This is a genomic window from Alistipes montrealensis, assembly GCF_018362775.1.
GTDB classification, from domain to species: domain Bacteria; phylum Bacteroidota; class Bacteroidia; order Bacteroidales; family Rikenellaceae; genus Alistipes; species Alistipes montrealensis.
Genome location: NZ_JAGYXY010000001.1, coordinates 570,525 through 593,398, shown reverse-complemented (window position 1 = coordinate 593,398; position 22,874 = coordinate 570,525). Strand labels below are relative to the sequence as shown.

16 protein-coding genes are annotated in these 22,874 nt (G+C 58.8%); 7 read left to right on the top strand and 9 right to left on the bottom strand.

From position 1 onward, the window contains the following. The first annotated feature begins 77 nt into the window (after positions 1–77). From dnaG to KG007_RS02290, 5 genes are all read left to right on the top strand, one after another. Positions 78–2,051 (top strand): DNA primase, encoded by a 1,974-nt coding sequence (gene dnaG / locus KG007_RS02310; protein WP_195458395.1) that lies wholly within the window; start codon positions 78–80, stop codon positions 2,049–2,051. A 324-nt stretch (positions 2,052–2,375) separates the two neighbouring features. Further along, the gene (gene smpB, locus KG007_RS02305) at positions 2,376–2,840 is read left to right on the top strand and encodes an SsrA-binding protein SmpB (RefSeq protein WP_213347217.1); all 465 of its coding nucleotides are present in this window, start codon (positions 2,376–2,378) and stop codon (positions 2,838–2,840) included. Positions 2,841–2,881: 41 nt separating this feature from the next. After that, positions 2,882–3,667: a Cof-type HAD-IIB family hydrolase gene (locus KG007_RS02300; RefSeq protein ID WP_213347216.1), complete on the top strand. Its 786-nt coding sequence runs from the start codon at positions 2,882–2,884 to the stop codon at positions 3,665–3,667. Between the two features lie 4 nt (positions 3,668–3,671). Next, positions 3,672–4,379, top strand: a complete 708-nt coding sequence (gene tsaB, locus KG007_RS02295; RefSeq protein WP_213347215.1) for a tRNA (adenosine(37)-N6)-threonylcarbamoyltransferase complex dimerization subunit type 1 TsaB — start codon at positions 3,672–3,674, stop codon at positions 4,377–4,379. Between the two features lie 91 nt (positions 4,380–4,470). Beyond that, on the top strand, positions 4,471–5,025 hold the full coding sequence (locus tag KG007_RS02290; RefSeq protein ID WP_195458391.1) for a hypothetical protein: 555 nt from the start codon (positions 4,471–4,473) through the stop codon (positions 5,023–5,025). 88 nt (positions 5,026–5,113) lie between these two features. On the opposite strand, the gene KG007_RS02285 is transcribed toward KG007_RS02290, so the two are convergent. The 7 genes from KG007_RS02285 to KG007_RS02255 all read right to left on the bottom strand — a co-directional run bounded on the left by KG007_RS02285 (position 5,114) and on the right by KG007_RS02255 (position 16,081). Next, positions 5,114–6,808, bottom strand: a complete 1,695-nt coding sequence (locus tag KG007_RS02285; RefSeq protein WP_213347214.1) for a DUF6528 family protein — start codon at positions 6,806–6,808, stop codon at positions 5,114–5,116. Positions 6,809–6,826: 18 nt separating this feature from the next. After that, positions 6,827–7,693: a sugar phosphate isomerase/epimerase family protein gene (locus KG007_RS02280; RefSeq protein WP_213347213.1), complete on the bottom strand. Its 867-nt coding sequence runs from the start codon at positions 7,691–7,693 to the stop codon at positions 6,827–6,829. A 61-nt stretch (positions 7,694–7,754) separates the two neighbouring features. Then, entirely contained in the window at positions 7,755–9,782 is a 2,028-nt protein-coding gene (locus KG007_RS02275) for a fibronectin type III domain-containing protein (RefSeq protein WP_213347212.1), read from the bottom strand. Between the two features lie 28 nt (positions 9,783–9,810). After that, positions 9,811–11,181 carry a RagB/SusD family nutrient uptake outer membrane protein gene (locus KG007_RS02270; RefSeq protein ID WP_213347211.1) on the bottom strand — a complete coding sequence of 457 codons (1,371 nt, stop codon included), beginning with the start codon at positions 11,179–11,181 and terminating at the stop codon, positions 9,811–9,813. A gap of 17 nt (positions 11,182–11,198) precedes the next feature. Further along, on the bottom strand, positions 11,199–14,618 hold the full coding sequence (locus tag KG007_RS02265; RefSeq protein ID WP_249413219.1) for a SusC/RagA family TonB-linked outer membrane protein: 3,420 nt from the start codon (positions 14,616–14,618) through the stop codon (positions 11,199–11,201). Between the two features lie 100 nt (positions 14,619–14,718). Then, positions 14,719–15,696, bottom strand: coding sequence for a FecR family protein (locus tag KG007_RS02260; RefSeq protein WP_213347210.1), 978 nt, complete (start codon positions 15,694–15,696; stop codon positions 14,719–14,721). Positions 15,697–15,736: 40 nt separating this feature from the next. Further along, positions 15,737–16,081, bottom strand: coding sequence for a BACON domain-containing protein (locus tag KG007_RS02255; RefSeq protein ID WP_195458385.1), 345 nt, complete (start codon positions 16,079–16,081; stop codon positions 15,737–15,739). Positions 16,082–16,344: 263 nt separating this feature from the next. On the opposite strand from KG007_RS02255, the gene KG007_RS02250 reads away from it, so the two are divergent. Next, positions 16,345–16,896 carry an RNA polymerase sigma-70 factor gene (locus tag KG007_RS02250; RefSeq protein WP_213347209.1) on the top strand — a complete coding sequence of 184 codons (552 nt, stop codon included), beginning with the start codon at positions 16,345–16,347 and terminating at the stop codon, positions 16,894–16,896. Between the two features lie 70 nt (positions 16,897–16,966). Here the strand turns inward: KG007_RS02250 and KG007_RS02245 are convergent, their stop codons facing one another. Together KG007_RS02245 and KG007_RS02240 are read right to left on the bottom strand one after the other, a co-directional pair. Beyond that, positions 16,967–19,582: a glycoside hydrolase family 31 protein gene (locus KG007_RS02245; RefSeq protein WP_213347208.1), complete on the bottom strand. Its 2,616-nt coding sequence runs from the start codon at positions 19,580–19,582 to the stop codon at positions 16,967–16,969. 83 nt (positions 19,583–19,665) lie between these two features. Next, positions 19,666–21,096 carry a DNA recombination protein RmuC gene (locus tag KG007_RS02240; protein WP_213347207.1) on the bottom strand — a complete coding sequence of 477 codons (1,431 nt, stop codon included), beginning with the start codon at positions 21,094–21,096 and terminating at the stop codon, positions 19,666–19,668. A 180-nt stretch (positions 21,097–21,276) separates the two neighbouring features. On the opposite strand from KG007_RS02240, the gene KG007_RS02235 reads away from it, so the two are divergent. Next, positions 21,277–22,851 (top strand): DUF4836 family protein, encoded by a 1,575-nt coding sequence (locus KG007_RS02235; protein WP_213347206.1) that lies wholly within the window; start codon positions 21,277–21,279, stop codon positions 22,849–22,851. Positions 22,852–22,874: the final 23 nt, after the last annotated feature.

The following is a 22,874-nucleotide window of genomic DNA, read 5'->3' as shown; positions in this document are numbered from 1 at the left end:
CGGATATAGAACGGAAATCGCAGGCTGTGGCGTATGTCCGATAACATTCTTGATATTTTTCCGTATCTTTGTACGCTATGATCGACAGGGAAACAGTAGACCGCATTTACGCCGCCGCAGATATCGTGGATATCGTCGGCGAATACGTCACGCTCAAACGCAAGGGCGTGAACTACCAGGCCTGCTGTCCGTTCCACAACGAGAAAACCCCGTCGTTCGTCGTCTCGCCTTCGAAGGGAGTGTACAAATGTTTCGGATGCGGGAAGGGCGGCAACGCCGTGACGTTCCTGATGGAGCACGAGAACATCACCTATCCCGAGGCGCTGAAGATGGTGGCCAAACGTTACGGCATCGAGGTCAAGGAGAAGGAGATGACCGACGAAGAGGTGCGCCGCAACGACGACCGTGAGTCGATGTTCGCCCTGAACGGCTGGGCCGCGGAGTATTTTGCCAACTACCTCCAACGCGAGACCGAGGGCCAGAGCGTGGGACTGGCCTATTTTCGCCAGAAGCGCGGGATGACCGACGCCACGATCCAGAAATTCGGCCTCGGGTTCTGCCCGGCCAAGGGCGACCGGATGTCGAAGGATGCGATGGCTGCGGGTTACAAGGCGGAGTTCCTCGTTTCGACGGGCCTTTCGCTGCAGCGCGAGAGCGACGGTTCGCTCTACGACCGCTTCCGCGACCGCGTGATCTTCCCCGTGCACAATATTTCGGGCCGCATCGTGGCGTTCGGCGGCCGTACGCTGCGCACGGACAAGCAGGTAGCCAAATACCAGAACTCCCCGGAGAGCGAGATATACAGCAAAAAACGCGAGTTGTACGGCCTTTATTTCGCCAAGAAGGCCATTCAGCAGCAGGACTTCGCTATCATGGTGGAGGGTTACACCGACGTGATTTCGATGCACCAGGCGGGAGTCGAGAACGTCGTGTCGTCGTCGGGCACGTCGCTCACGACGGAGCAGATCCGCCTGCTGAACCGCTTTACGAAGAACATCACGGTGATCTACGACGGCGACTCGGCGGGTATTCACGCTTCGCTGCGCGGCATCGACATGATCCTCAAGGAGGGTATGAACGTGCGCGTGGTGCTGCTGCCCGAGCCCGAGGACCCCGACTCGTTCGCCCGCAGCCATACGGCGACCGAAGTGCAGGAGTACATCCGCGCCAACGAGCAGGACTTTCTCGAATTCAAGGCTAAACTGCTGTTGAAGGATGCCGAGGGCGATCCGATCCGAAAGGCGGCCCTGATCGCCGACATGGTGCAGTCGGTGTCGCAGATTCCCGACCCGATCCAGCGTTCGGTCTACATCAAGGAGTGCGCGCGGATCATGGACATCGACGAGCAGATTCTGATCTCGGAGGTGGCGCGCAAGCGTATGACCACGTCGGGCGACCGCGAGGCGGATGAATTCCTGCGGCGCCAGACGACGCTCAAACAACGGGAGGCGAAGCAGCCCGAAGTGGAGTTTGTCAAGCAGGTCGAGGCGGGGAGCAGTTTCGAGACGCTGGAACGCGAGATCGTGAAATACCTGCTCAAATACGGACACTGCTCGTTCGATTTCAAGGAGGGACGCACGATGGTGGCGTGCAACGTCGCGGAGGTGATTTTCGCGGAGTTGAACGACGACAATATCGTCTTCCGCAATCCCGTCTACAACAAGATCATGGCCGCCTACCGTGAGCAGTGGGCGCAGTTGGGGACCGGGACGGAGGTTCCGGCGCATGTCTTCCTGAACCACATCGATCCCGAGGTGTGCAACATGTCGGTGGACATCCTCACCTCGGACGACAACTATGTGGCAAGCGAATTGTGGCGTCGCAAGGAGATACACATCGACAGCGATGCCGAGATGTTGGCCGTGGGTGTTCCGAAGGCCGTGACGCTCTACAAGTCGAAGGTGGTCGATGCGCTGATCAAGGAGTTGCAGAGCCGGCTCGGCGACGAGGAGATCACCGACGAGGAGATGCGCGACGTGGTGCAGCGCCTGTCCAATTACAACAAGGTGAAAGTATCCATTGCAAAGAAAATACAACGACTGATTTTATAACCCGCATTCGGCGGGCTGAGCTGGATTTATAGGATGGTTTTGGTTGTTTTGCCCGTCAAATGCGGGTTACGGCATTGAAAATGCCGGATTTATATTAATATTCCCTCTAAATCTCCCTTTGTCAAAGGAGGACTCGGGATAAGGAATTTTTATTAAAAAAAGGGGCGGGTCTCGGGTCGTACACGCATCACTGCGCATACCGTGTGCAAACAGAAAATAAACAGAAAGATGTGTAAAACATATCAAAGATAAAAGAATTAGTTACCTTGACCGATTCCCACCCCTGCTGTTAAAATTGCAATTTGTGTGCCGTTTTTGAGTATTATGAGTGAACAGAAAAAGATAAATATCCGGAACAAGCGCGCGACGTTCGACTATGAGATTCTGGAAGAGTACGTTGCGGGCATTGTGCTCGTCGGAACGGAAATAAAATCCATCCGTGCGGGCAAGGCTTCGATGGTCGATACGTTCTGCTATTTCGACCGGGGAGAACTGTGGGTGCGCGGCATCAATATCTCCGAATATGCCTGGGGAACCTGCAACAACCACGTTCCGCGCCGCGACCGCAAGCTGCTGCTTACGGCGCGCGAACTGGACAAACTCCAGCGCGTTTCACAGGACAAGGGGCTCACGATCGTGGGCCTGCGCCTGTTCCTGAACGAGCGCGGTCTGGCGAAGGTCGTCGTGGGGCTGGCCCGTGGCCGTAAGTCGTACGACAAGCGTGAATACCTGAAGGAGAACGACGCCAAACGGGAGATGGACAAGGCGATGAAAACGTATAGGAAATAATTCGTTGCGAAGACGGCGGATAGAGAAACCGATAGACACTTATGACGAAAGCGATATTTTTGGATGTGGACGGAACGCTGATCAGTTTCAAGACCCACGAAGTACCTGTTTCGGCGCTGGAAGCGCTGTGGCAGGCCCATGCGCGCGGTGTGCAACTCTTCATCGCTACGGGACGCGCAGCCGGCGACCTCGGGGAGTTGGGGGAGATTCCCTACGACGGGGTGGCGGCTCTGAACGGAGCCGACTGCCTGATGTGCGACGGGCGGGTCGTGGCCCGGCATCCGATTCCGCGGGCCGATTTCGAACGTGCCATGCAACTCTCCGACCGGTACGGATTCTCGCTGGCCTTCGAGTTGAACGAGGGATTGTTCGTCAATCGCCTGTCGCCCGGCGCCGAGGAGTGGTCGCGGATGGTGGCCCATCCCATGCCGGTCGAAACGAACCTCTACGAGTTGTTCGAAAACTGCGAGTGCTGCCAGATGTGTTTCTTCTTCGACCCGGAGACCGAGCGCAGGGTAATGGCCGAACTGCCGTCGCTCGTGGCGACGCGCTGGTGTCCGGTTTTCGCGGATATCAATGTGCGGGGTGTCGACAAGGGAACCGGCATGGCGGAGTTTGCGGCCCATTTCGGGTTTGCACACGACGAAACGATGGCTTTCGGCGACGGCGGCAACGACGTTGCGATGCTCCGGGCCGCAGGTGTGGGCGTCGCGATGGGCAATGCCTGCGACGAGGCGCTGAATGCCGCGGATTACATTACCGCATCGGTCGACGACGACGGCATCCGGAAGGCGCTGGAGCACTTTGGGATTATAGATAAACAATAAAAATATGTCTTTGATTCTTTGCATTGAAACCGGAACGGACGTTTGTTCCGTGGGGATCGCCAAGGACGGCGAACTGCTGTCGCTGCGCGAGAGCGACGAGGGGCGTGACCATGCCCGCAAGGTCGGCGTGTTCGTCGACGAATTGCTGCGCGAGACGGGGATTGCTCCCGAAGACCTCGATGCCGTGGCTGTGGGTAAGGGGCCCGGGTCGTACACGGGATTGCGTATCGGCGTATCGTTCGCCAAAGGGCTTTGTTACGGTTTGCAGAAGCCGCTGGTGGCCGTAGGGTCGCTCGACGCACTGGCCGAGGTGGCCCGCGAAGATTATGAGGCGGGGATTCTTTCGGTCGAAGGCTGGGAGAATGCTTATCTGTGCCCGATGGTCGATGCGCGGCGCATGGAGGTCTATGCGCAGGTGTTCGACGCCGACGGCCGACCGCAGAGCGAGGTTTCGGCCGAAGTGATCGATACGGAGAGCTTTGCGGCGTTTCGCGGGCAGGGACGCCCGTTCGTGATTTTCGGCAGCGGAGCCCGCAAGTGTGCCGATGTGCTGCCCGATGCGACGCTGGTCGAGGTGACCCCGTCGGCCCGCGGACTTGCGCGGCTGGCCCAGCAGGCGCTCGACGAAGGCCGCACGGTGGACATCGCTTATTTCGAGCCTTTCTACCTGAAAGATTTTGTGGTGACCACTTCCAGGAAAAAACTCTTCTGAGATTTGTCGTGACGATAAATCGCGGTTGGAGCGGCGGCCTGCTTCCCGAAGCCCGGAACCGCACCTGTTCTGACGGCAAATCGGAATCTTTATGACGCGCGAAGCCCTGATAAAACTCCTGTCGGAGCGGTTTTACGGCAATTTTGCCGATGAAACGGCCCGGCTGGTCCGTGATGCGGATGCTGTTGCGTTGCTGTATGAGACGGCCACTTCGCCGCACCCGGAGTTGCCGAAGCCCGTACGCCGGAAAGTGTTGTTCCGGGGTGCTTATGTGCTCGAACGCATCTACTTCGCTTCGCCCGGTTCGTTTCTGCCGTATGCCGATGCCTTTTGCCGGACCGATTTCCCGGCGTGCGGCAATGCCAGCGCGCGGCGTCATTTCGGGAAGATCATGGCCGACCTGCTGGAACGTTATGAACCGGATGGCGACGCTCTCGAAAGGATTGCGGAGACGGCTGCCGAATGGGCGGTCGATCCGGAGGCGAAAGTCGCGGTGAAGGTCTGGGCCGTGGAGGTGCTGAAACATTGCCGGGAGCGTGTCGGCTGGGTCGCGGAGTCGTGGGACGACCTCGTGGAGGCCCTTGCGCTCGACGCGACGCCGGGCATCGAATCGCGGATGCGCAAGAGTTGGAAAACAAAGCGATAACAGAGTACCCGAATTGAGAAACGCCGTCCGAAACGTTGTAACGTTCGGGCGGCGTTTCCGTTAGCCGGGTGGGGGCTTTGGGTGAGGCTTACCAGCTCATGACGCGGACCTTGTACATATCCAGGTCGGGGACTTTGATCGTACGCGTCGCGGCGGAGCCGTTTCGGTCGGCGGCATAGCGGATGGTCTGTGTCGACCAGGACTGCGAACCTTCCGGAATCGTCGAATCGGTGTACCACAATTCGCCCGTGTCGTCGTTGTAGTTGATCGACTTGATGGCGGTGGAGCTGGCGAAGAGCGTCATTTCGGTAAACTGGTTGGCGCCGATGTCGTAGAGGTATGCCCGGCGTCCGCCGATGCAGAGTGTGTTGGAGTTGACCAGCGACATGTCGTGCAGGCCGCCGTAAGGCGTCTGTACGGTTTTCTCCAGTTCGAGCGAAGGCGTTGCGCTCGTCCAGTCTTTCAGCTTGTAAATCTGGAGGCTCTGGCCCCCGATGGCGTAAAGCCGCTGGGTCGTTTCGTTCCAGACTACGCCGTGTGCCGAACCGAGTTCCGACTGGAACAAAACGAGGTTCGGGCGCGCGATGTCGTAGACCTGGACTTTGTTGTTGTTGGAGCCGCTGCCTTCGGAGCAGGCTACGGCAATGCGGTTGTCCGGGAGCATCTCCGCCGAATGGGCGTTGGGGGCTGCCGTGGTGTGGAAGAGCACCTCCCCGGTTGCGATGTCGAGCAGCGCGCACCAGTTGTAGGAACTCGTGACCAGGAGCTTTTTGCCGTTGTCGACGGGCTTGCAGTCGTCGAGGTGGTTGCAGCGCGACGCGGCCAGCCCGAGCGTCTCTGCTGCGGTGGTGGCGTCCCAACTCCACGTGACGGCATTTTTGTAGCCCGTTTCGTCGGCCAATCCCGCATCGATCATGTAGACCATGTTGTCGCCGCAGAAGATCAGTTCGGTTACCTCTGTCGAACGGGCGTCGTCGGTCTCGATCTTGTCACCGGCCGTGAGCGTCACGGGATCGGTCGAACCGACCGAAAACGAATGGCCGTCGGTGTCGGTGAGGGTCACGGTATACCCTTGTGAGAGAGTTACGGGGGCTATCATTACCGGAATCAGCCGGGCTTCGCCGGTGCAGTCTATGGGCGAAGGCGGCGTCACGGTGATCGTCTGCGCCGATGCGCTGACCGACCCGTCGTCGATGCCGATCGAAATATCCCCGGCAATCGTTTCGCCGCCGTTGGCTTTGACGACGGCCTTGCTGATCGAGTAATTTCCCTTTTTGACGCTGACGTACATCGTGCAGAAAAGCTGTTTGAGTTCGATGTCGTAGCCTTCGTAACTGTTGGCGCGGGCCGTAGCTTTGCCGACGAGGCAGGGCGTGATGCTGCCGCTCTGGGTAGCGGGAATGCTCGCCTTCAGGGTGTTGTCTTCGCACGCGAGGGCCGCGTCGGAAGGGTAGAAGCCCACGAGCGTCGCATCGGCATGCGCCGGAGCGTCGACCGTGAAGAGGAAGAGCGACTTCTGGGATCCGGGGAGGATCGGCGCCGCGTAGGCGGGCTCCGCCACGCCGTGTTTGACGGCAAAGACGGCTCCCCGGTCGGAGCTTTTCCACGTGACGAGCGATGTCGCACCCTGGTCGTTGTAGTATTTCGAAAGTGTCAGGGTGACTTTGGCGGCCAGTTCCGAGGTTTCGTCCGAGTCGTCGTTCGAGCACCCCGCACCGAGGCTGGCGGCGCAGAGGCCGAGCCACAGCATCGGCCGGATTTTATTCAGCAGTCCGTATTTCATGGCAGTGTATTTTGTCGGTTATTTTTTCTTGTTGCCGAGTATTACCTCGTTATAGGTTTTGACGATGTTTTCGGGCGTGGCGGCCTCCCCGGCACGGACTTCGTGCATGAAGACTCCCTTGTAGCCCGAAGCCTGCAGGCGGCGGAGGAAATCGGGCCAGTCGATGACGCCTTCGCCCGGCAGCCAGTGCCGTTCGTCCTTGCGGTCGTAGTCCGAAGCGTGGACCGTGCCGATGCGGTTGCCGACGGTCTCGAAGAAGTGTGCATGCTCCTCTTTGAGCAGGTGGTTCGAATCGAAGCAGACCATGACTTCGGGGTAGTCGGCGATGAGCCGCATGAGTTCGCCCGAGTCGCGGCCCAGGCACGTGCGGGGCAGGTTCTCGATGCAGAGCACTGCGCCGATTTCTTTGGCGGCCAGCGCGAGGCGGCCGATGGAGTTGGCCGAGTTTTGCAGGCGGGTCTCCCGTTCTTCGTCGGTGATCGGCTCCGAACTGGGATGGAGCACGAGACGCTGCGGGCCGAAGATCGACGCGAGGCGGATCATCCGCTCCATGAGCACGACGTTCTGCTCGCGCAGCGCCGGATCGAGCACCGAAATATCGAGCTGGCGGCTGAACGGCAGGTGGCAGGACCAGACTTTGAGTCCGGCTTCTTCGAGCAGCGCCTTGACCCGGTAGGCCCGGGTGTAACATTCGTTCTCGGGGGCATTGCGCCAGAAGTAGTTGAAGACGACTTCGACGTGATCGACCCCGGAGGCCTTGATTTGCGCGAGTCCCTCCGCGGAGGGTGTTTTCAGCATGCTGAGGGAGATGCCGACCGGATATTTGGCTTGTGAAACAGAGCCTATCAGCAGAAAGGCCATGCTGAGGATTATAAGTTTTTTCATTGCGGTTACGGATTAGGGATGTAAAGGGAGGCTCCGGTGCAGCCGGCGCCTCCCGAATCGGTTATTTTACGCAGCACGAGCCGCAGAGGTCCCCGCCGTGGGTGCTCCAGCTCGAAGCCCGCTCGCCTCCGACGTATTTGCCAACGAAGATTCCGTTTTTCGAGGAACTGCCGATGAACGCCGAATAGAGAACGCCGTCGAGGTAGTTGTTGCCGCCCATCTGTTTCTGGTTGGTATCGCTGCCCTCGTAGCTCCACGAGTCGAGGACGTTGCCGTTCGCATCGAAAATGTAGGAGACGTTGGAAGCCTGTCCTGCCGTGATGTAGAACCGGTTTTCGGAGTCGACGCAGGGGTGCGCGAAGTTGAATGCGTTGGTGAGCGGGGTTCCGCTGGGGGTATGCGCATATTCCCAGTTTTTGGCCGAAAGGTCGCCCTTCACGTTGAACACCTCGCCGCTTTTCGATCCGGCGAAGACCGAGCCGTTGGGGGCTACGACGGGTTCGTAGATGTCGTTGGCCGTGGCATTGCCGCCTCCGGCCAGGAGACGGCCGTGGATGGTGCGCGAAGTCAGGTTGACGGCCCCGATGTAGCCGGATTTAGCGCCGAAATAGGCCAGTGTCTTGTCGTTGCTGACGGCAAAACCCGTATTGTCGACCATCGTGCAGCCCAGTGCGACTTTGGCGATCTCCGCTCCGGTTTCGGCATTGAGGAAGATGGCGTTGGAGGTCGTGCCGACGAGCAGTTCGTTCGCGAAGACCAGCAGGCCGCAGCCTTTGGCGCCGGCTGCATAGGACCAGATTTTCGATCCCGACGAAGCGTCGATCCCGAACGTGTTGCCCGTGGCGTCGCTGATGTAAACGACACTTCCGGAGGCATTGACGGCCGGAGAGCAGCTTTGCATGGAGCCGGCCTCGGTGAAGGTCCACTTCAATTGACCTTCGGCGGTCACGGCATAGAATTGCCCGGCGGTGGTCGTTCCGTAATAGATGTCGCCGGTGACAGGGTTCACGGTGAGCATGTTGTAGCTGTTCGACTTGGCTGCCGGGACGTAACGCCACTTCTCGCTGCCTGTGGCCAGGTCGAAGGCGTACAGGCCCGCCACCTTGTTGAACGTGATGATGTAGACGGTTTTCCCGTCGGGCGAGAATACCGGACAAGTGCCTTTGAAACCGTTGTAGTTCGAGCCGTCCTGCGCCCAGTCGGTGCTGTAAACGACGTATTCGCGAATCTCGACTTCGAGGTTCCAGCTCCGTACGCTGCCGTTGATGGTCGCGCTCAGTTTCACGGTCTGCGTGCCGATCGATCCGAGTCCGTATTTGACGACCGTGCCCTGCTTTACGACATCGCCCGGGAAAGTCCATTTGACATCGGTGGCCGTCGGGTAATCCGCCGTGTTGAACGTGAAGGTGATGGGCTGATTCTTGGCTGCCTTGTCGCGGTCGAGGGTGTAGGGGACGGCCTGGGTCGGCATGGCCTTGATGGTGGCCGCTTCAGAGGTTCCCTTGGCATAGTTGGCCACCAGCGAGAAGTAGTAGTTCTTGTCGTTGACCAGGTTGTCCAGCGTGATGGTGGTCGCATCCTTGTCGATGGGCTGTTCCGTCACGTCGCCGGTAGCGTCTTCGTTGTAGTAGGAGAGCGTATAGGAGAGCACCGTCGTTGCGGGTTTCGACCACGTGAGCGTGACGTAGGCGTTGCCCGCTTCGGCCGCGAGGTCGGTGACCGGGAACCGCGTGGTCGACGGTTTGCCCGTAATGCCCACGTAGTTCGAGATGTTTTCGCCGTATACGGCCTGCACGTAGAATGTGTATTGCGTACCGTTGGTAAGCCCGTTTACCGTGCAGTTCATCGGGCCGCCCGTACGCCGGGTCACGGTTTTCGAATCGGAGTCGGTGTAGTAGACGATAAAGTCCGTCGGGTTCCAGCCTTCGGGCATGCTCCACGAGAGCAGTACCTCTTCATCGCCCGGCGTAGCCGTGAGGCCGGTGACCTGGTGACGTGCCGCACCCGCCTCGGGAATGTCCTCGGTCCAGCACGCTGCGAGGTTCGCCGTGAGGACTGTGCCCAGCAACAGGTTGATTATCTTTTTCATGCTTGTTTTGACTTTAAGGGTTGATGAATTAGAAACCGGGGTTTTGCCACAGGATCGAGGGGTTGTTCACGATCTCGATCTGGTTCTGCGGGATGGGGAAGATCAGGTTGTGGGCGTCGAGCGTGTAACCCAGGTTGCGGAAATGCTCCACGGCCAGCCCCAGCCGCACGAGGTCGAACCAGCGGTGGCCTTCCAGGGCGAATTCGCGTCCGCGCTCGGCGGCCAGTTCGCGAATAAACTCGGCTTTGGTCTTCACGTCGTCCGAGGTCAGTTCGTCGAGTCCGGCCCGGGTGCGGGTTTTGTTGAGCCATGTCAGCGCCGTCGGCAGGTCCGTTTCGGCGAGCGCTTCGGCGTACATCAGCGTGATGTCTGCATAGCGCAGGTGCGGGAAGTCGTTGCCTACCTGCGTATTGTAGGTAGCGTCGTAGGTGTCGTACCACTTGGTCATGGCGAAGAGGTTGCTCTGTATCTTCGTGTAGGTGCTGATCAGCGCCAGCCGGTTGTCGGTCTCGTCGTAAATCGCCTTGAATTCGGGGGTCGGGTTGCGGATGTCGGCCATTACATCGGTATTGGTACTGTACCAGTAACCGTGTCCGTTGTCGTTGGTCTTGTTGTAGTAGAGCGCGAAGATGACCTCCTTGTTCATCTTGTTGTTGATGTCGAAGACCCGTTTCGTCGTGGATTCCAGTCCGTAGCCCGTGGCCTTCATCGCCTCTTCGAGTGCGGTCTTGGCTTCGGCGTGCTTGCCGAACGTGAGATATACTTTCGCCAGCAGCGTGTAGGCCGCGATACCGGTCACACGGGCCGTCTCGGCGCCGCGGGTCGCGGGCAGCAGGCGTGCGGCCTCGGCGAGGTCTTCGGTCAGCAGGCTGTACATCTCCGCCTCGGTGCAGCGCGGGATGAGTTTGGCCGCAGCCGGGGGTACGACCGTGCGGGCGATCGGAACCACGCCGAACGTGCGATAGAGGTTGAAGTACCACCAGGAGCGCATGAAGAGGCATTCGCCGCGGTATTTGTCGTAGTTGGGAATCTGCACGCCGTGCATGTGGTCGAGTACGTCGTTGCAGCGGTAGATGCCGTTGTACCAGGCATCCCAGATGTCGCTCAGGATGCCGTTGCTCGCCGTCTCGATGAAATTGTCTATGTCGTAGCGGTCCTGCGTCGAAACGGCCATCGATTCGAGGATGTTCTCGTCGCTGCGGTAACCGATCTCCGTGAGGTGGAAACTCATCATTGTCTTGAGTTTGGCGTAGCAGGAGACGACGCCCTGGTTGAAATCATCGTCGGTTTTATAGAAGTTGCCTTCGGTGATGTCATTGCTGGGGTACTGTTCGAAGAAGCCTTCGCCGCACGAACTCAGCGCGAAAGCGGTGAAAACGAGGTAGTATTTCAGTTTCATAATCTTCGTCTTTGAAATTACAGGTTAAAGTTGATGCCGACGCTGAACGTGCGCGAAAGCGGGTAGGAACAGTAGTCCTCGCCGGGGCGCAGGGCGTCTGCCGCGCGCTTGTTGACCTCGGGGTTGTAGCCCGAATAGTTGGTCCAGGTGAAGAGGTTGCTGCCCTGCACATAGATACGCAGTTTCGAAATTCCGGCCCGGCGGGTCCATTTGTCGGGGAAGGTGTAGCCCAGCGAGAGGTTTTGCAGGCGCAGGTAGGAGCCGTCCTCCAGGTGGAAGGTCGAGGTGCAGGCGCCGTTGTTACCGCTCGATTTGCGGGTCGCGCGGTTCAGTTCGCCGTAGGGGTAGCGCTGGAGCGATTCGCGCATCATGTTCGACGAAGCCTCCATGTTGAGCAGGTAGCGTCGTTCGAGGTTGAGGATTTCGTTGCCGTAGACCCCCTGGAACGCTGCGGCGAGGTCGAAGCCTTTCCAGGAGAGGTTCACCGAGAATCCGTAGTAGAAATCGGGCATGTAGTTGCCTACGATCACCCGGTCGGCGTCTTTTTCGAGAATGCCGTTGCCGTTGGCGTCGACGAAACGGAAGTCGCCCACCTGCGCCGTGTCGAAATGCGGGTAGGAGTCCAGCTCCTCCTGGTTGTGGAAGATGCCGTCCTGGACCATCAGGTAATAACAGCCGACGGGCTGTCCGACGCGGGTGATGTAGTAGCCGCCGGCGTAGGAGGACTCCTTGATGATGTCGGCGTTTTCGTCGCCGAGGCTCAGCACCTTGTTGCGGTTGAGCGACCAGTTGGCCGAAACGGCGTAGGAGAAGTCGCCGAACGTGCGGCGCGAGGAGAGCGATAACTCGACACCTCTGTTTTGCATCGAACCGATGTTCATGTTCGAGGTCGTGAGGCCCGATACCGACGAGACGGGAACGTCGAAAAGCATGTCGGTGGTCTTCGAATAGTAGTAGTCGGCGTTCAGCCCGAGCAGTCCGCGCCAAAGGCTGATGTCTACACCGACATTGTACTGGGTATTCTTCTCCCAGCCCAGGTCGTTGTTGGCTATCTGTTTGGGGTAGACCTGCGAGGTGAGCCCGTTGCCCAGGTCGATGTTCGTCGTGCCGTAGAGCGCCAGGTATTCCGAGTTGCCGATCTGGGCGTTGCCCGTCTGGCCGACGCTGGCGCGGAATTTCATGTCGTCGATCCACTTGATGCCGCGCATGAAGTTTTCATCGCTGATGCGCCAGCCGATGCTTGCCGCAGGGAAGTAACCCCAGCGGGTGTTGGGGGCGAAGCGCGACGAGCCGTCGCCGCGGACCGAGACCGAAGCCATGTAACGCCCCTTGTAGGAGTACTGCGCACGCAGAAGCCACGAGGCGAACGTATAGGCGTACTTGTTGTTGTAGGTGTTGTCCTGGTCGATGGTTTTGCCTTTGGTGGACCGGATCTTGTCGTCGCCGATCGTGCCCGTGGAGACGATCTGTGCCGTCTGGGTGGTGTATTTATCGGCTTCGTAGACGGCTACGGCATTGATCGTATGGTCGCCGAACGAGCGGTTGAAGGAGAGCTGGTTCGAGAGGGTCCAGTGGAAATAGTTGTTGTTGTAATAGTTAGCCGACGGGGTCGACTGCGCGTCGAGGTATTTGTAACCGCGCAAGGGGAGCGAGGAGGGGCGGTAGTAGTTGCGGATGTAAGAGTAGTAGTCGCCGCCGGCCGTGATTTTGTATTCGAGGCCCTTGATGAACTCGTAGGAAGCGAAGACGTTGCCCAGGATGTTGAGTTTTTCGCGGATGTCGTCGATTTCGAGCGCCAGCGCCACGGGGTTGAGCACCTCGTTGGTCTGGGTGTCCCACGTATTGATGCGCAGGAAGCCGTTCATATCCCAGTTGTAGGAGCCGTCGGAGTTGTAGACCGGGAAAACCGGGGGCGCCATCAGCGCCGAGGCGATCACGCCGTCGCCGCCGTACTGGGCGTCGGCGTCCACGTAGTTCGACTTCGAATAGGAGGGCGAGAAGCTGACTCCGTATTTCAGGCGGTTGCGCTTGCCGTCGAGGTTGACGCGCAGCCCGTAGCGTTCGAAGTCCGAACCGATGATCGTGCCTTCGCGGTAGAGGTAGTTGGCGCCGACGAAATAGTTGATGCTCTTGGTGCGGCCCGATATCGAGAGCGAATGTTTGGTCGAGTAGGCCGTGCGGAAGATGGCGTCCTGCCAGTCGGTGTTGACCATCGTGCCGGTCTTGTCCTGCAGGTAGGCCGTGATGAGCGGGTCGACGCGGTGGTAGGTTTGCGGGCGGCTCTCGTAGGGATCGTCGATCGAACCCGTCGGAACGTTGAACAGGTAGGCGCCGTCGCGGGCTTCCTTGAAGATTTGGGCGAATTCGTAGGCGTCGAGCATTTCCATCGTTTTGGTGACGTTCGAAACGCTGAACTGTCCGTCGTAGCTGACGACGGGGTGTTCGCTCTGGCCGCGTTTGGTGGTGATGAGGATCACGCCGCATGAACCGCGCGAACCGTAGATAGCTGCCGCCGAGGCGTCTTTGAGCACTTCGAGGCTCTCGATGTCGCTGCCGTCGAGGTTGGCGAAGGCCCGGGCGTCGCACGGAATGCCGTCGATGACATACAGCGGGTCGTTACCCGACGTGGCGGACTGGATGCCGCGGATGCGGACCGAAACGTTGCCTTCGGGCTGGCCGCCCAGCTGGAGCACCTGCACGCCCGGCATTTTGGCTGCCATGGCGTCGCGGAAATCGGAGCTGGGGACGCCGGCGAAATCCTCGGCTTTGATCGACGAGATGGCGGTCGTCACGTCGCGTTTGTTCTGGACGCCGTAGCCTACGACCACGACGTTGTCCATGGCGATGGCATCGGCGGTCAGCCGGACATCGGCCCGCGTCTGGTTGTCGGCGAGGGCCAGTTCGACTTTGTTGTATCCGATGAGTGAAATTTCGAGTACGGCGTTGCTCTGCCGGATATTGAGTGAATAGTTGCCGTCGAGACCCGACGCCGTTCCGGTCGTTGTGCCCTTGAGGATGACGGTCGCTCCGACTACCGGGGCGCCCTCGTCGTCGGTTATGCGGCCCGTGATTGTCCGGCTGGCGCTGGCATTGCGGGCGGCGGGTTTACCCCCCCCCGAACGGGTCGTAAGTAGTATCTTCAGTCCCTTAATCTCGACATTCACCTCGGGCAGGACTTCGGCGATGATCGATTCGATGCTCCGGTTCTCGGCCTTTACCGAGACCCGTTTCCCGGGGGTGATGTCGGCGTCGGCATAGGCGAACGTGTAGGGACTGTTGGCTTCGATGAGCCGCAGGAGCTCTTTGACGGTGACGTTTTTCGCCTCGAGGGTGACGTTCGGCACCTGGGCTGAAGCCGGGACGGCCGACACCGCACACAGGATGATGACGGCGCAGAGGCGTCGGCAAATCCGTTTTAAAACGTTGGGTTCATTCATGGTAATTGGGTGTTTTTCGGTTTTTCAGTTCAAATGAAGGGTATTCCGGAACCTCTTCGGGGAGGCGCCGGCTGGGATGGCAGCTCGTTGTTTCAGGAATTTACTTCTTGGTTATCAGCACTTGGTTGCCGTCGATCCGGTAACGGATCGGGATGAGTGTGGCCATGACATCCAAAATGTCTTCCAACGGTTCGTGGTAGACGACCAACGAAAGCCGTTTGTCGACGCGGATGTGTGAAGAGAGCGCTATTTCGACGTTGTACCTGCGTTCGAGATTGGTGATGATATCTGCGAGCGGCGTGTTGTCGAAGATCAGGCGGGACTCGAACCAGCTGCAATAGTTCCGGGCGTCGACCTGCCGGACGGTGACCTGCCGGGTGCGGGTGTCCAGCGATAATTTTTCGTCGGGCCGCAGCAGGACGGGTTTGCCGAGGTCAGCGCCGGAGACTTTGACCGATCCGGTTTTGAGGATAATTTCCTGGTGGGACCCGAACGAGTAACCGATGGCGTCGAACGACGTTCCCAGGACCTCGACCTGCAGGTTGTCCATGTTGACGTGGAACGGCCGCAGGGAGTCTTTGCGGACTTCGAAGAAGGCTTCGCCCGAGAGGGCGACTTCACGCGTCGGGCCGGAGAACTCCGCCGAGTATTTCAGCCGGCTTTCGCTGTTGAGCCAGACACGGGAGCCGTCGGGCAGCGTGAATTCGCCGACATTGCCTTTGGCCGTCAGCAGGGTAATCTCCTCGGCGGGCCGGACGGTCCGTGCGGCGAAGTAGTAACCTCCGGCAAAGATGAGCAGGACAGCGGCGGCTATGCCGGCGTAGCGCAGTATGCGGCGTCCCAGCATGCGGACCCGTCCGGGTTTGATCGCGGCATGGAGCCGCTGGAGACCCAGCCGGGTCTCTTCGATCGTGGCGTCGGCCGTATGCCTGTTCCACATTTCCAACAGGATTTCGTCGATCTCGGCCTCGTTTTCACGGGTGAGCATCCACTCTTCGAATGCCCGGCGGATTTCTGCGGGAACATTCGGATTGTTGAAAATGTAGTTGATGATTTGTTTGCGCTGCTGTTTGCTCATGGTAGCCGGGCGTGTTGGGGTTTATGCTGCCTGCGGACAGTTACTGTTTCTGTGTCAGCGTGAAGGTCTCCGTATAGGTTCCGGCCTTGAACGTGACGGTTCCGGTACGCGGACCGGCTGACGGATTGGCCGTGTAGCCGAGTTTCACGACATGGATGCCTTTTTCGCCGCCGGCGACGGGGTCGACGGTGATCCAGGTGTCTGCGGAGGCCGTCCAGGCGCAGGTGGTGAAGATCGTCACGGAGTGCGTGCCGGCGGCGGCATCCACCGTTCCCGTCGTGCTGTACATGTACACACTGTCGGGAGCCGCCTCATCTTCGTCCTTACAACTGCTTGCCAGGCACACGCATACGAGTGTCAGTAGGAGTAGTAGATGTTTTTTCATGTTAGGTTTTTTCGGGTTAAACGATTTTTTCGGATCCGTTTCTATTAATAAGACAACTTTCGGCGGCAGGATGCCAGTCTGTCCGGCGATATTTTTTACATTTTTTTTGCATGGCCGCTGTTTTGCGCGTTGGAGCCGTTCGGAGCCATGGTGGACGGGGTGGAAACCGTGAATATTTTATAAAATAGTCGTGAATAAATAAAAAATAATTCGAAAAGGTTTTTGATTCTTTGGAGTTAAATCTATATTTGCATAAACGGACCATGAATAGCGACGAACATATCCTGTTGCGGAAACTGCGGGAAGGGGATACCGAGGCTCTCGATATCCTTTACCTGCGTTATGCCGCGAAGGTACGGGACTTTGCGTTCCGGCTGCTCGGAGATAGCATTGAGGCAGAGGATATTACACACGATATTTTTCTCAGGGTGTGGGAACAGCGCAAGACCGTGGGCAACGTCATGTCGTTCAAGGGGTATCTTTTCCGGATGACGCGCAACGCCATTTTCAATGCCTTCAAACACCGGCAGGTGGAGTCGAAATACCAGGCCCAGGCTGTGGCGGACGGGACGGAAGCGCCTGCCGATACCGACGACCGCGTATCGACGAACGACCTGATGGAGATGATCGACCTGGCGGTGAGCAATATGCCTGAGCAGCGGCGTAAGGTGTTCTGCATGAGCCGTTACGAAAATATGTCTTACAACGATATTGCCGAGGCGCTTAATATCAGCCCCAAGACCGTGCAGTATCATATCTCGGGAGCGCTGGCCGAATTGCGCAAACTGCTTTCGGCGATTGCGTTCTTCGTGTAGCGGTTCATCTCACCTTCAAATAAAAAATCCCCGGAATGAACTTCCGGGGATTTTCTATGCAGGTGCGCGGTTATTTTACGCTTCCGATCACTTCGCGCAGGTGTTTTTTGAAATTGTCGCCAATGATCGTCATCCTGTCGGTGGTGTCGAACAGCACCGACTTGTTTTTCTCGTAGGCTGCGAGGTAGTCGGCGATGCGGAACGGGTCTTCGAGGATGAAGTTCGGACACTGCGATACGTTGAGGTATTCGACGGGCAGCATCAGGTAGGGCTCCACCTTGCCCTGTTCGGTTTTGAATTCGACGGTCAGGTCGACGCAGCGTTTGAAAACGCCGCTCTTGCCGTAGAGATCGGCCTGATGCGTCACGGCATGCTCGCTGAAAGTCAGCACGACCTCCAGCGGACGGTCGCAGGCCGCTTCGCCTGTGTAGACGACCGGGGCCAGCGTGTAGGCGTCGTAAGTCCACTGGCCGGCCTTCGGGAAGCGGGCGTAGGGAATCTCCCGGCCGTTGACCGTCACCGATTCGGGCGGGAAGGTGGCGGGGAATCGCAGTTCATAACTGCGTTTGGCCGGAGCTCCTTCGTAAGAGCCTTTGCGGGGTGCGATGACGGCGCGGACGGTGTTGCCTTCCTGGTGTTTCGTGACTTTCGTGACGGCGTAGGCGGTCGTGTACTGCTGGCTGACGCCGTCGTCCTCGTAATGGTTCAACTCGCCGTCAGCTCCCGGGATGAAGGTCAGCACCAGCGTGTCGCACGGCTGCTGGAGGTTTTTCACGTTCGCGGGATTCATCGGGAGGATGGCTCCGGCCCGGGCGTACCAGGGATTTTCCGAAAGGGTATAATGCAGGGTTTCGGTGCGGCCTCCTTGGTACATCGCCCCCGTGGCGCAGTCGTACCAGTTGCCTTCGGGGAACCATATTTTGCGTGCAGCGAGTCCCGTGACGCTGTCGACCGGCTCGACGATAGCCGTGGCGAGAATGTCGTCGCCGAACATGAACTGCTCGGGAACGTTGTAGGCTTCGTCCTGCTCGGGGTGGTCGTAGTACATCGGGCGGCACATGCCGACGCCCGTGTCATAATTGGTGCGTGCTGCGGCGTAGATATAAGGTGCGAGCGTGTAGCGCAGGCGGATGGCGTCGCGCATGACGAACAGGTGGTCGGGGAAGAACCAGAGGTAGCGCTCGATGCGCGGGTCTTTCGTGGAGTGGGTTTTGAAGATGGGGGTAAAGACGCCGTACTGCAGCCAGCGGGTATAGAGTTCGGGATCGGTTTCCTTCGTCTCTTTTTTGAACATGTGCCCGCCGATGTCGTGGCCCCAATAGCCGTAGTTGACATTCGACGAGGTGGCCGTGAAGTAGGGCAGGAAGGCCAGGGTCTCCCATTTGGCGTAGGTGTCGCCCGAGAAGGCCAGCGGATAACGGTGCGAGCCGAGTCCGCCCCAGCGGTGGTAGATGAAGGGACGCAGGGCAGGGTTCTGCTGTTCGGCGTGGTGGAAGAAGGTGTAGTTGAGCCAGAAGGTGTTCGAGAGGCCCGGAGTGAATTTCGACTCCATCCACTGCTGCCAGTCGAGCCACCAGAAATCGACGCCTTGGCGCTCCATGGGGTTCAGCACGGTCTTGAAATAGGCGTCGGCCCACTTCTGCTCGTCGATGTGGAACGGCACGGGTTTGCCCTTCTCGGTCCATCCGTACTCTTTGGTAAAGGGTTCGTAAACAGCCTCATAAGGCTGGATGCCCGAAGCGGGGTGGAGGTTGAGCGCCACTTTGAGGTCTTCGGTCTCGGTCCATTTCAGGAAATTCGCCGGTGAGGGGAACAGCTCCTTCTGCCAGGTGTAGCCAGTCCAGCCGATGCGCTGTCCGTATTCGTCCTTGGCGGGATTCTTCTTCCGGAGTCCCCAGGTCTCGTGCCAGTCCATGTCGACGATCAGTACGTCGATCGGGATGTCGATCGATTTGAGTTTCCCGACCAGGTCGACGAATTCGTTGTCGGAGTACTGCCAGTAGCGGCTCCACCAGTAGCCGAACGTGTACTTCGGGGGCAGCGGCGCGCGGCCTGCGACGAGTTGGAAGTCGGCGAGCGCCTGTTTGTAGTCGTGGCCATAGGCGAAGAGGTAGAGGTCCTGGCGGTCGCCCTCGGGGCGGGTTTCCACCCACTCCTTCCATTTCGAACCGTCGGGCGTCAGCACGTGCCGCCGGCTGTCGTCTACCACGGACCAGCCTGCGCGCGACAGGAGTCCCTGCTCCATCGGTTCGCGGCCCAGATTGCGGCCGTCGCAGCCGTCGAGCGTACGGGTCGTGCCCATCAGGTTCTGCGGGTTTTCCAGGCCGGGGGTCCAGACGACCTCTTTACCGTTGAGCCGGAAGACGGCTTTCAGGTTCCTATCGGTGAATTTACCGTCTTTAATGTAGGTGAGCGTGAGGGCCGGGGTGGTGATGGTCACTTTCGATTTCGTGTCGCGGACCCTGAAGGCCGGGACCGGGGTTTCGCGGTTGACGAACGTCAGCGTGGCGCGGTCCTCGAAACGTCCGTCTTCGCTCCACTCCATGCGGATCAGTTGCGGCGTGAGCACCGTGAAACGGGCGTTCCCCGCTTCGACGACCGCCTTGGGGTCGGCTTTGGGGTTGCCGGCTGCTGCCGCGCCCAGCGTCAGGCACAACGCCGTAAAAAGAATTGTAGCTCTTTTCATATTTTTAGAAAGGTTAGTTTGCATAATAGACACGCCCCGCAGGCAAAACGATGAGCCTGCGGACGTATTTTTTAGCAGAGGAACTATGCCTCGCCGCCGGGCAGTGCCGTGGGTTCTTCGGGAAGATCGTCCCCGTCCGATTCGCTGCCGGCGATTTCGAGTGTCCGCGCGGCGTGCTGCCGCTTGGTTTGCAGGCGGGCGGTCTTGCGCAGGCGTTCGCCGACGCGGATGATGTTGTCGTTGCCCGAGCAGAGGCGTTTGTGGGCATCCTCGTAAGCGTCGCGGGCCTTGTCGAGCGCCGTGCCGACCCCTTCGAGCGAGGAGGTGAAGGCCACGAGCTGTTCGTAGAGTTTCAGCCCGCAGGCGGCGATCTCCTTGGTGTTTTTGTCCTGGTCGTTGTATTTCCAGAGGTCGGCGACGAGTTTGAGCAGCGCGAAAAGGTTCGTCGGCGACGAAATGATCACCTTTTTGTCGTAGGCGTCGGACCAGATGGCCGTGTCGTTCTGCAACGCCGCGAGGAACGCCGGTTCGTTGGGGATGAACATGATGACGAAGTCGGGCGAATTGAGCCGCCGCTGGTACTCCTTGCGGCCCAGTTCGGTGACGTGCTGGCGCACCGAGGCGACGTGCGCCGCGAGATGGCGCCGCCGTTCTTCGTCGCTGTCGGCCGAGGAGTAACCCACGAAGGCCGTGAGCGAGACTTTCGAGTCGATGACGATGTCCTTTTTTTCAGGCAGGTGCAGCACCACGTCGGGGCGCAGGTTGCGTCCCTCTTCGTCCTTGATGTTGTATTGCGTCTCGTAGTGGATGCCTTTCGAGAGCGCCGAACTGTCGAGGATGGTTTCGAGCAGCATCTCGCCCCAGTCGCCCTGGACCTTCGAATTGCCTTTCAGGGCGTTGGTCAGGTTCTGGGCTTCGGCAGAAATCGTCTGGTTGAGTTCCATCAGGCGTTTGAGTTCCGATTTCAGTTCGCCGCGCTGGGAAGTCTGCGTGGTGTAAATCTCCTCGACGCGTTTGCGAAAGTCGACGATGTTTTCCCGGAACGGTTTGAGGAGGATGTCGATCGACTCCTTGTTCGTCTCTTTGAACCGCTGCGACTGCTCGCCCAGGATTTCCGTCGCGAGGTTCTTGAACTGCTGGCGGAAGCGTTCTTCGAGTTGTTCGCGTTCGGCTTTTTCGGCGGCGCGCTCCTCGGCGTTCCGTGCCCGCAGGGCCGTGAGTTCCGTGTCGGATGCGGCGCGCAGTGCGGCCAGTTCGGCTTCGGTGCGAGTACGCTGTTCGGTCAGCGACTGTACCTGTTCCTCGTACCGCAGGCGGAACTCTTTTTCGGCCGAGGCGGCCTGTTCGGCGGCGGCCAGCCGCGCTTCGGCCGCCGAAAGGCGGGTTACGGCGTCACGTTCGCGCGTTTCCGAGTCGGCGAGTTTGCGCGATTCCCGGCGCCACAGGAGCAGGACGATGACGAGGATTGCCGCGAGGCAGCAGGTTGCCAGTATGAAAAGCAGGGAAAGGGTCATGGTTGTTCGGTCGTGTATTTCCTACAAAAATAACAAATTATTCCCGGAAAACGACACGCTCGGGCGGCGGATCGGAATTTTCGGGGTAATGTGCAATTTTATTTGCCCCGGAACGGCATATCGTTTCCCGAATTTTATACCTTTGCTGCTGAATAGAATATACCCTTAATTTTTTCGTTTATGAAGAACCTTTTACCCATCATCAAGTCGGCCTGCCTTGCGGCGGTGGCCGTGTTGATCGTCTCCTGCGGCGGCGGGGCCGATTACCGGAACGTCCTGCCTGCCGATTCGTTCATGACAGTGTCGGTCAACGCCGCATCGCTCATGGAGAAGAGCGGCTCGTGCGATGCCGCCCAAAATCCGCTTTTCAACCGTCTCAAGGCGGAACTGGACAAAGCGGAGAACCTGTCCGCCGAAGAGACGGAATACCTGCTTTCACTGCTGGAGAATCCTGCAGAATCGGGCCTCGACCTGAAAAAAGACCTTTTCTTGTTCATGTCGATGGGCGGCGCCGACATCAATAATCCCGAAGTGAGCGGCGGTGTGCTGTTCCCGGTCGGCGATAAGGCCAAGCTGGACGCCCTGATCGCCCGGGTCAACGAAAAGAGCGGAACCGAGACGGTGACCGAGAACGGCGTTTCCGTCGTTAAGATCGGCGAGGAGTCGGCTGAAAGCGGAGTCTGTGCCTATAATGACATTGCCTGCATGCTCTTTTTTAGGACGAACCCCTGCGGCGGCATCGAGGCGAAGGTCCGGGAACTGTTTGCCCAGAAGCAGGATCAAAGCCTGATGGGGAACAAGGCCATCGCGGCGCAACTGGCCGGGCAGAACGACGTTAACGTCGTAATGTCGTATGCCAATGCATCGTTCCTGACGAATAATCCGATGCTGAGCACGATGCCCATGATGGATATACTGAAAGGATCGGCAATGATCGGCTCCCTCAATTTCGAGAAGGGCAGTGTCGTTTGCAACGCTACGATGTCGTATAAAGACAAGGAGAGCGAGAAGAAGGCGATGGAGTATTACGCATACGTGAAACCCCAGACCGGCGACCTGCTGCGTTATGTGCCTGCCAACACCATCGGCACGGTTTCCTACGGACTCGACGGCGAAAAACTCTATGCGATGGTGGCTGCAATGCCCGGTTACGGCATGATGCTGACCAACCCGATGATCAAGCAGGTAATGGATGCTTTCAACGGCGATTGTGTGATTTCGTTCTCGGGGATAACCGCTGACGGACGCTATCCGATCGGTTCGGTGCTGGCTCAGGTCAAGGACCCGGTCGTGTTGCAGACGATCGTTACGAGCCTGGCAGGCATGCCTATCCAGCAGACTGCCGAGGGCGAATACCTGTTCAGCATGGGCGATATTTCGGTGCTGTTCGGCGTGAAGGGCAACGTGTTCTATTGTACGACGGATGCTGCCGTGAAATCGGCGCTGGACGGCGTCGATTTCGAGTCGCTGGCATCGCTGGACCGCATCGTGAAAGGTAAATCCGGTACGTTCTACCTCGATTTCAAGGGCGTGAATGCTCTGGTGGCCCAGTTCGCCGGAGCGAACGATACGCCGCAGGTGGAAGTAGTGTTCTCGATTCTCGGCATCTTCGATAACATGGAAGCCTATGGTACGATGGAGGGCGGAACGTTCGTCGTCAACATGACCGACAAGGAGCAGAATGCGTTCAAGACCATTTGCGACAAAACCGGCGAACTGATTCGCCAGTACGTCCCGGAAGCGGGTGATTTGTAAAAAATACCGGTGGTAATACCGAG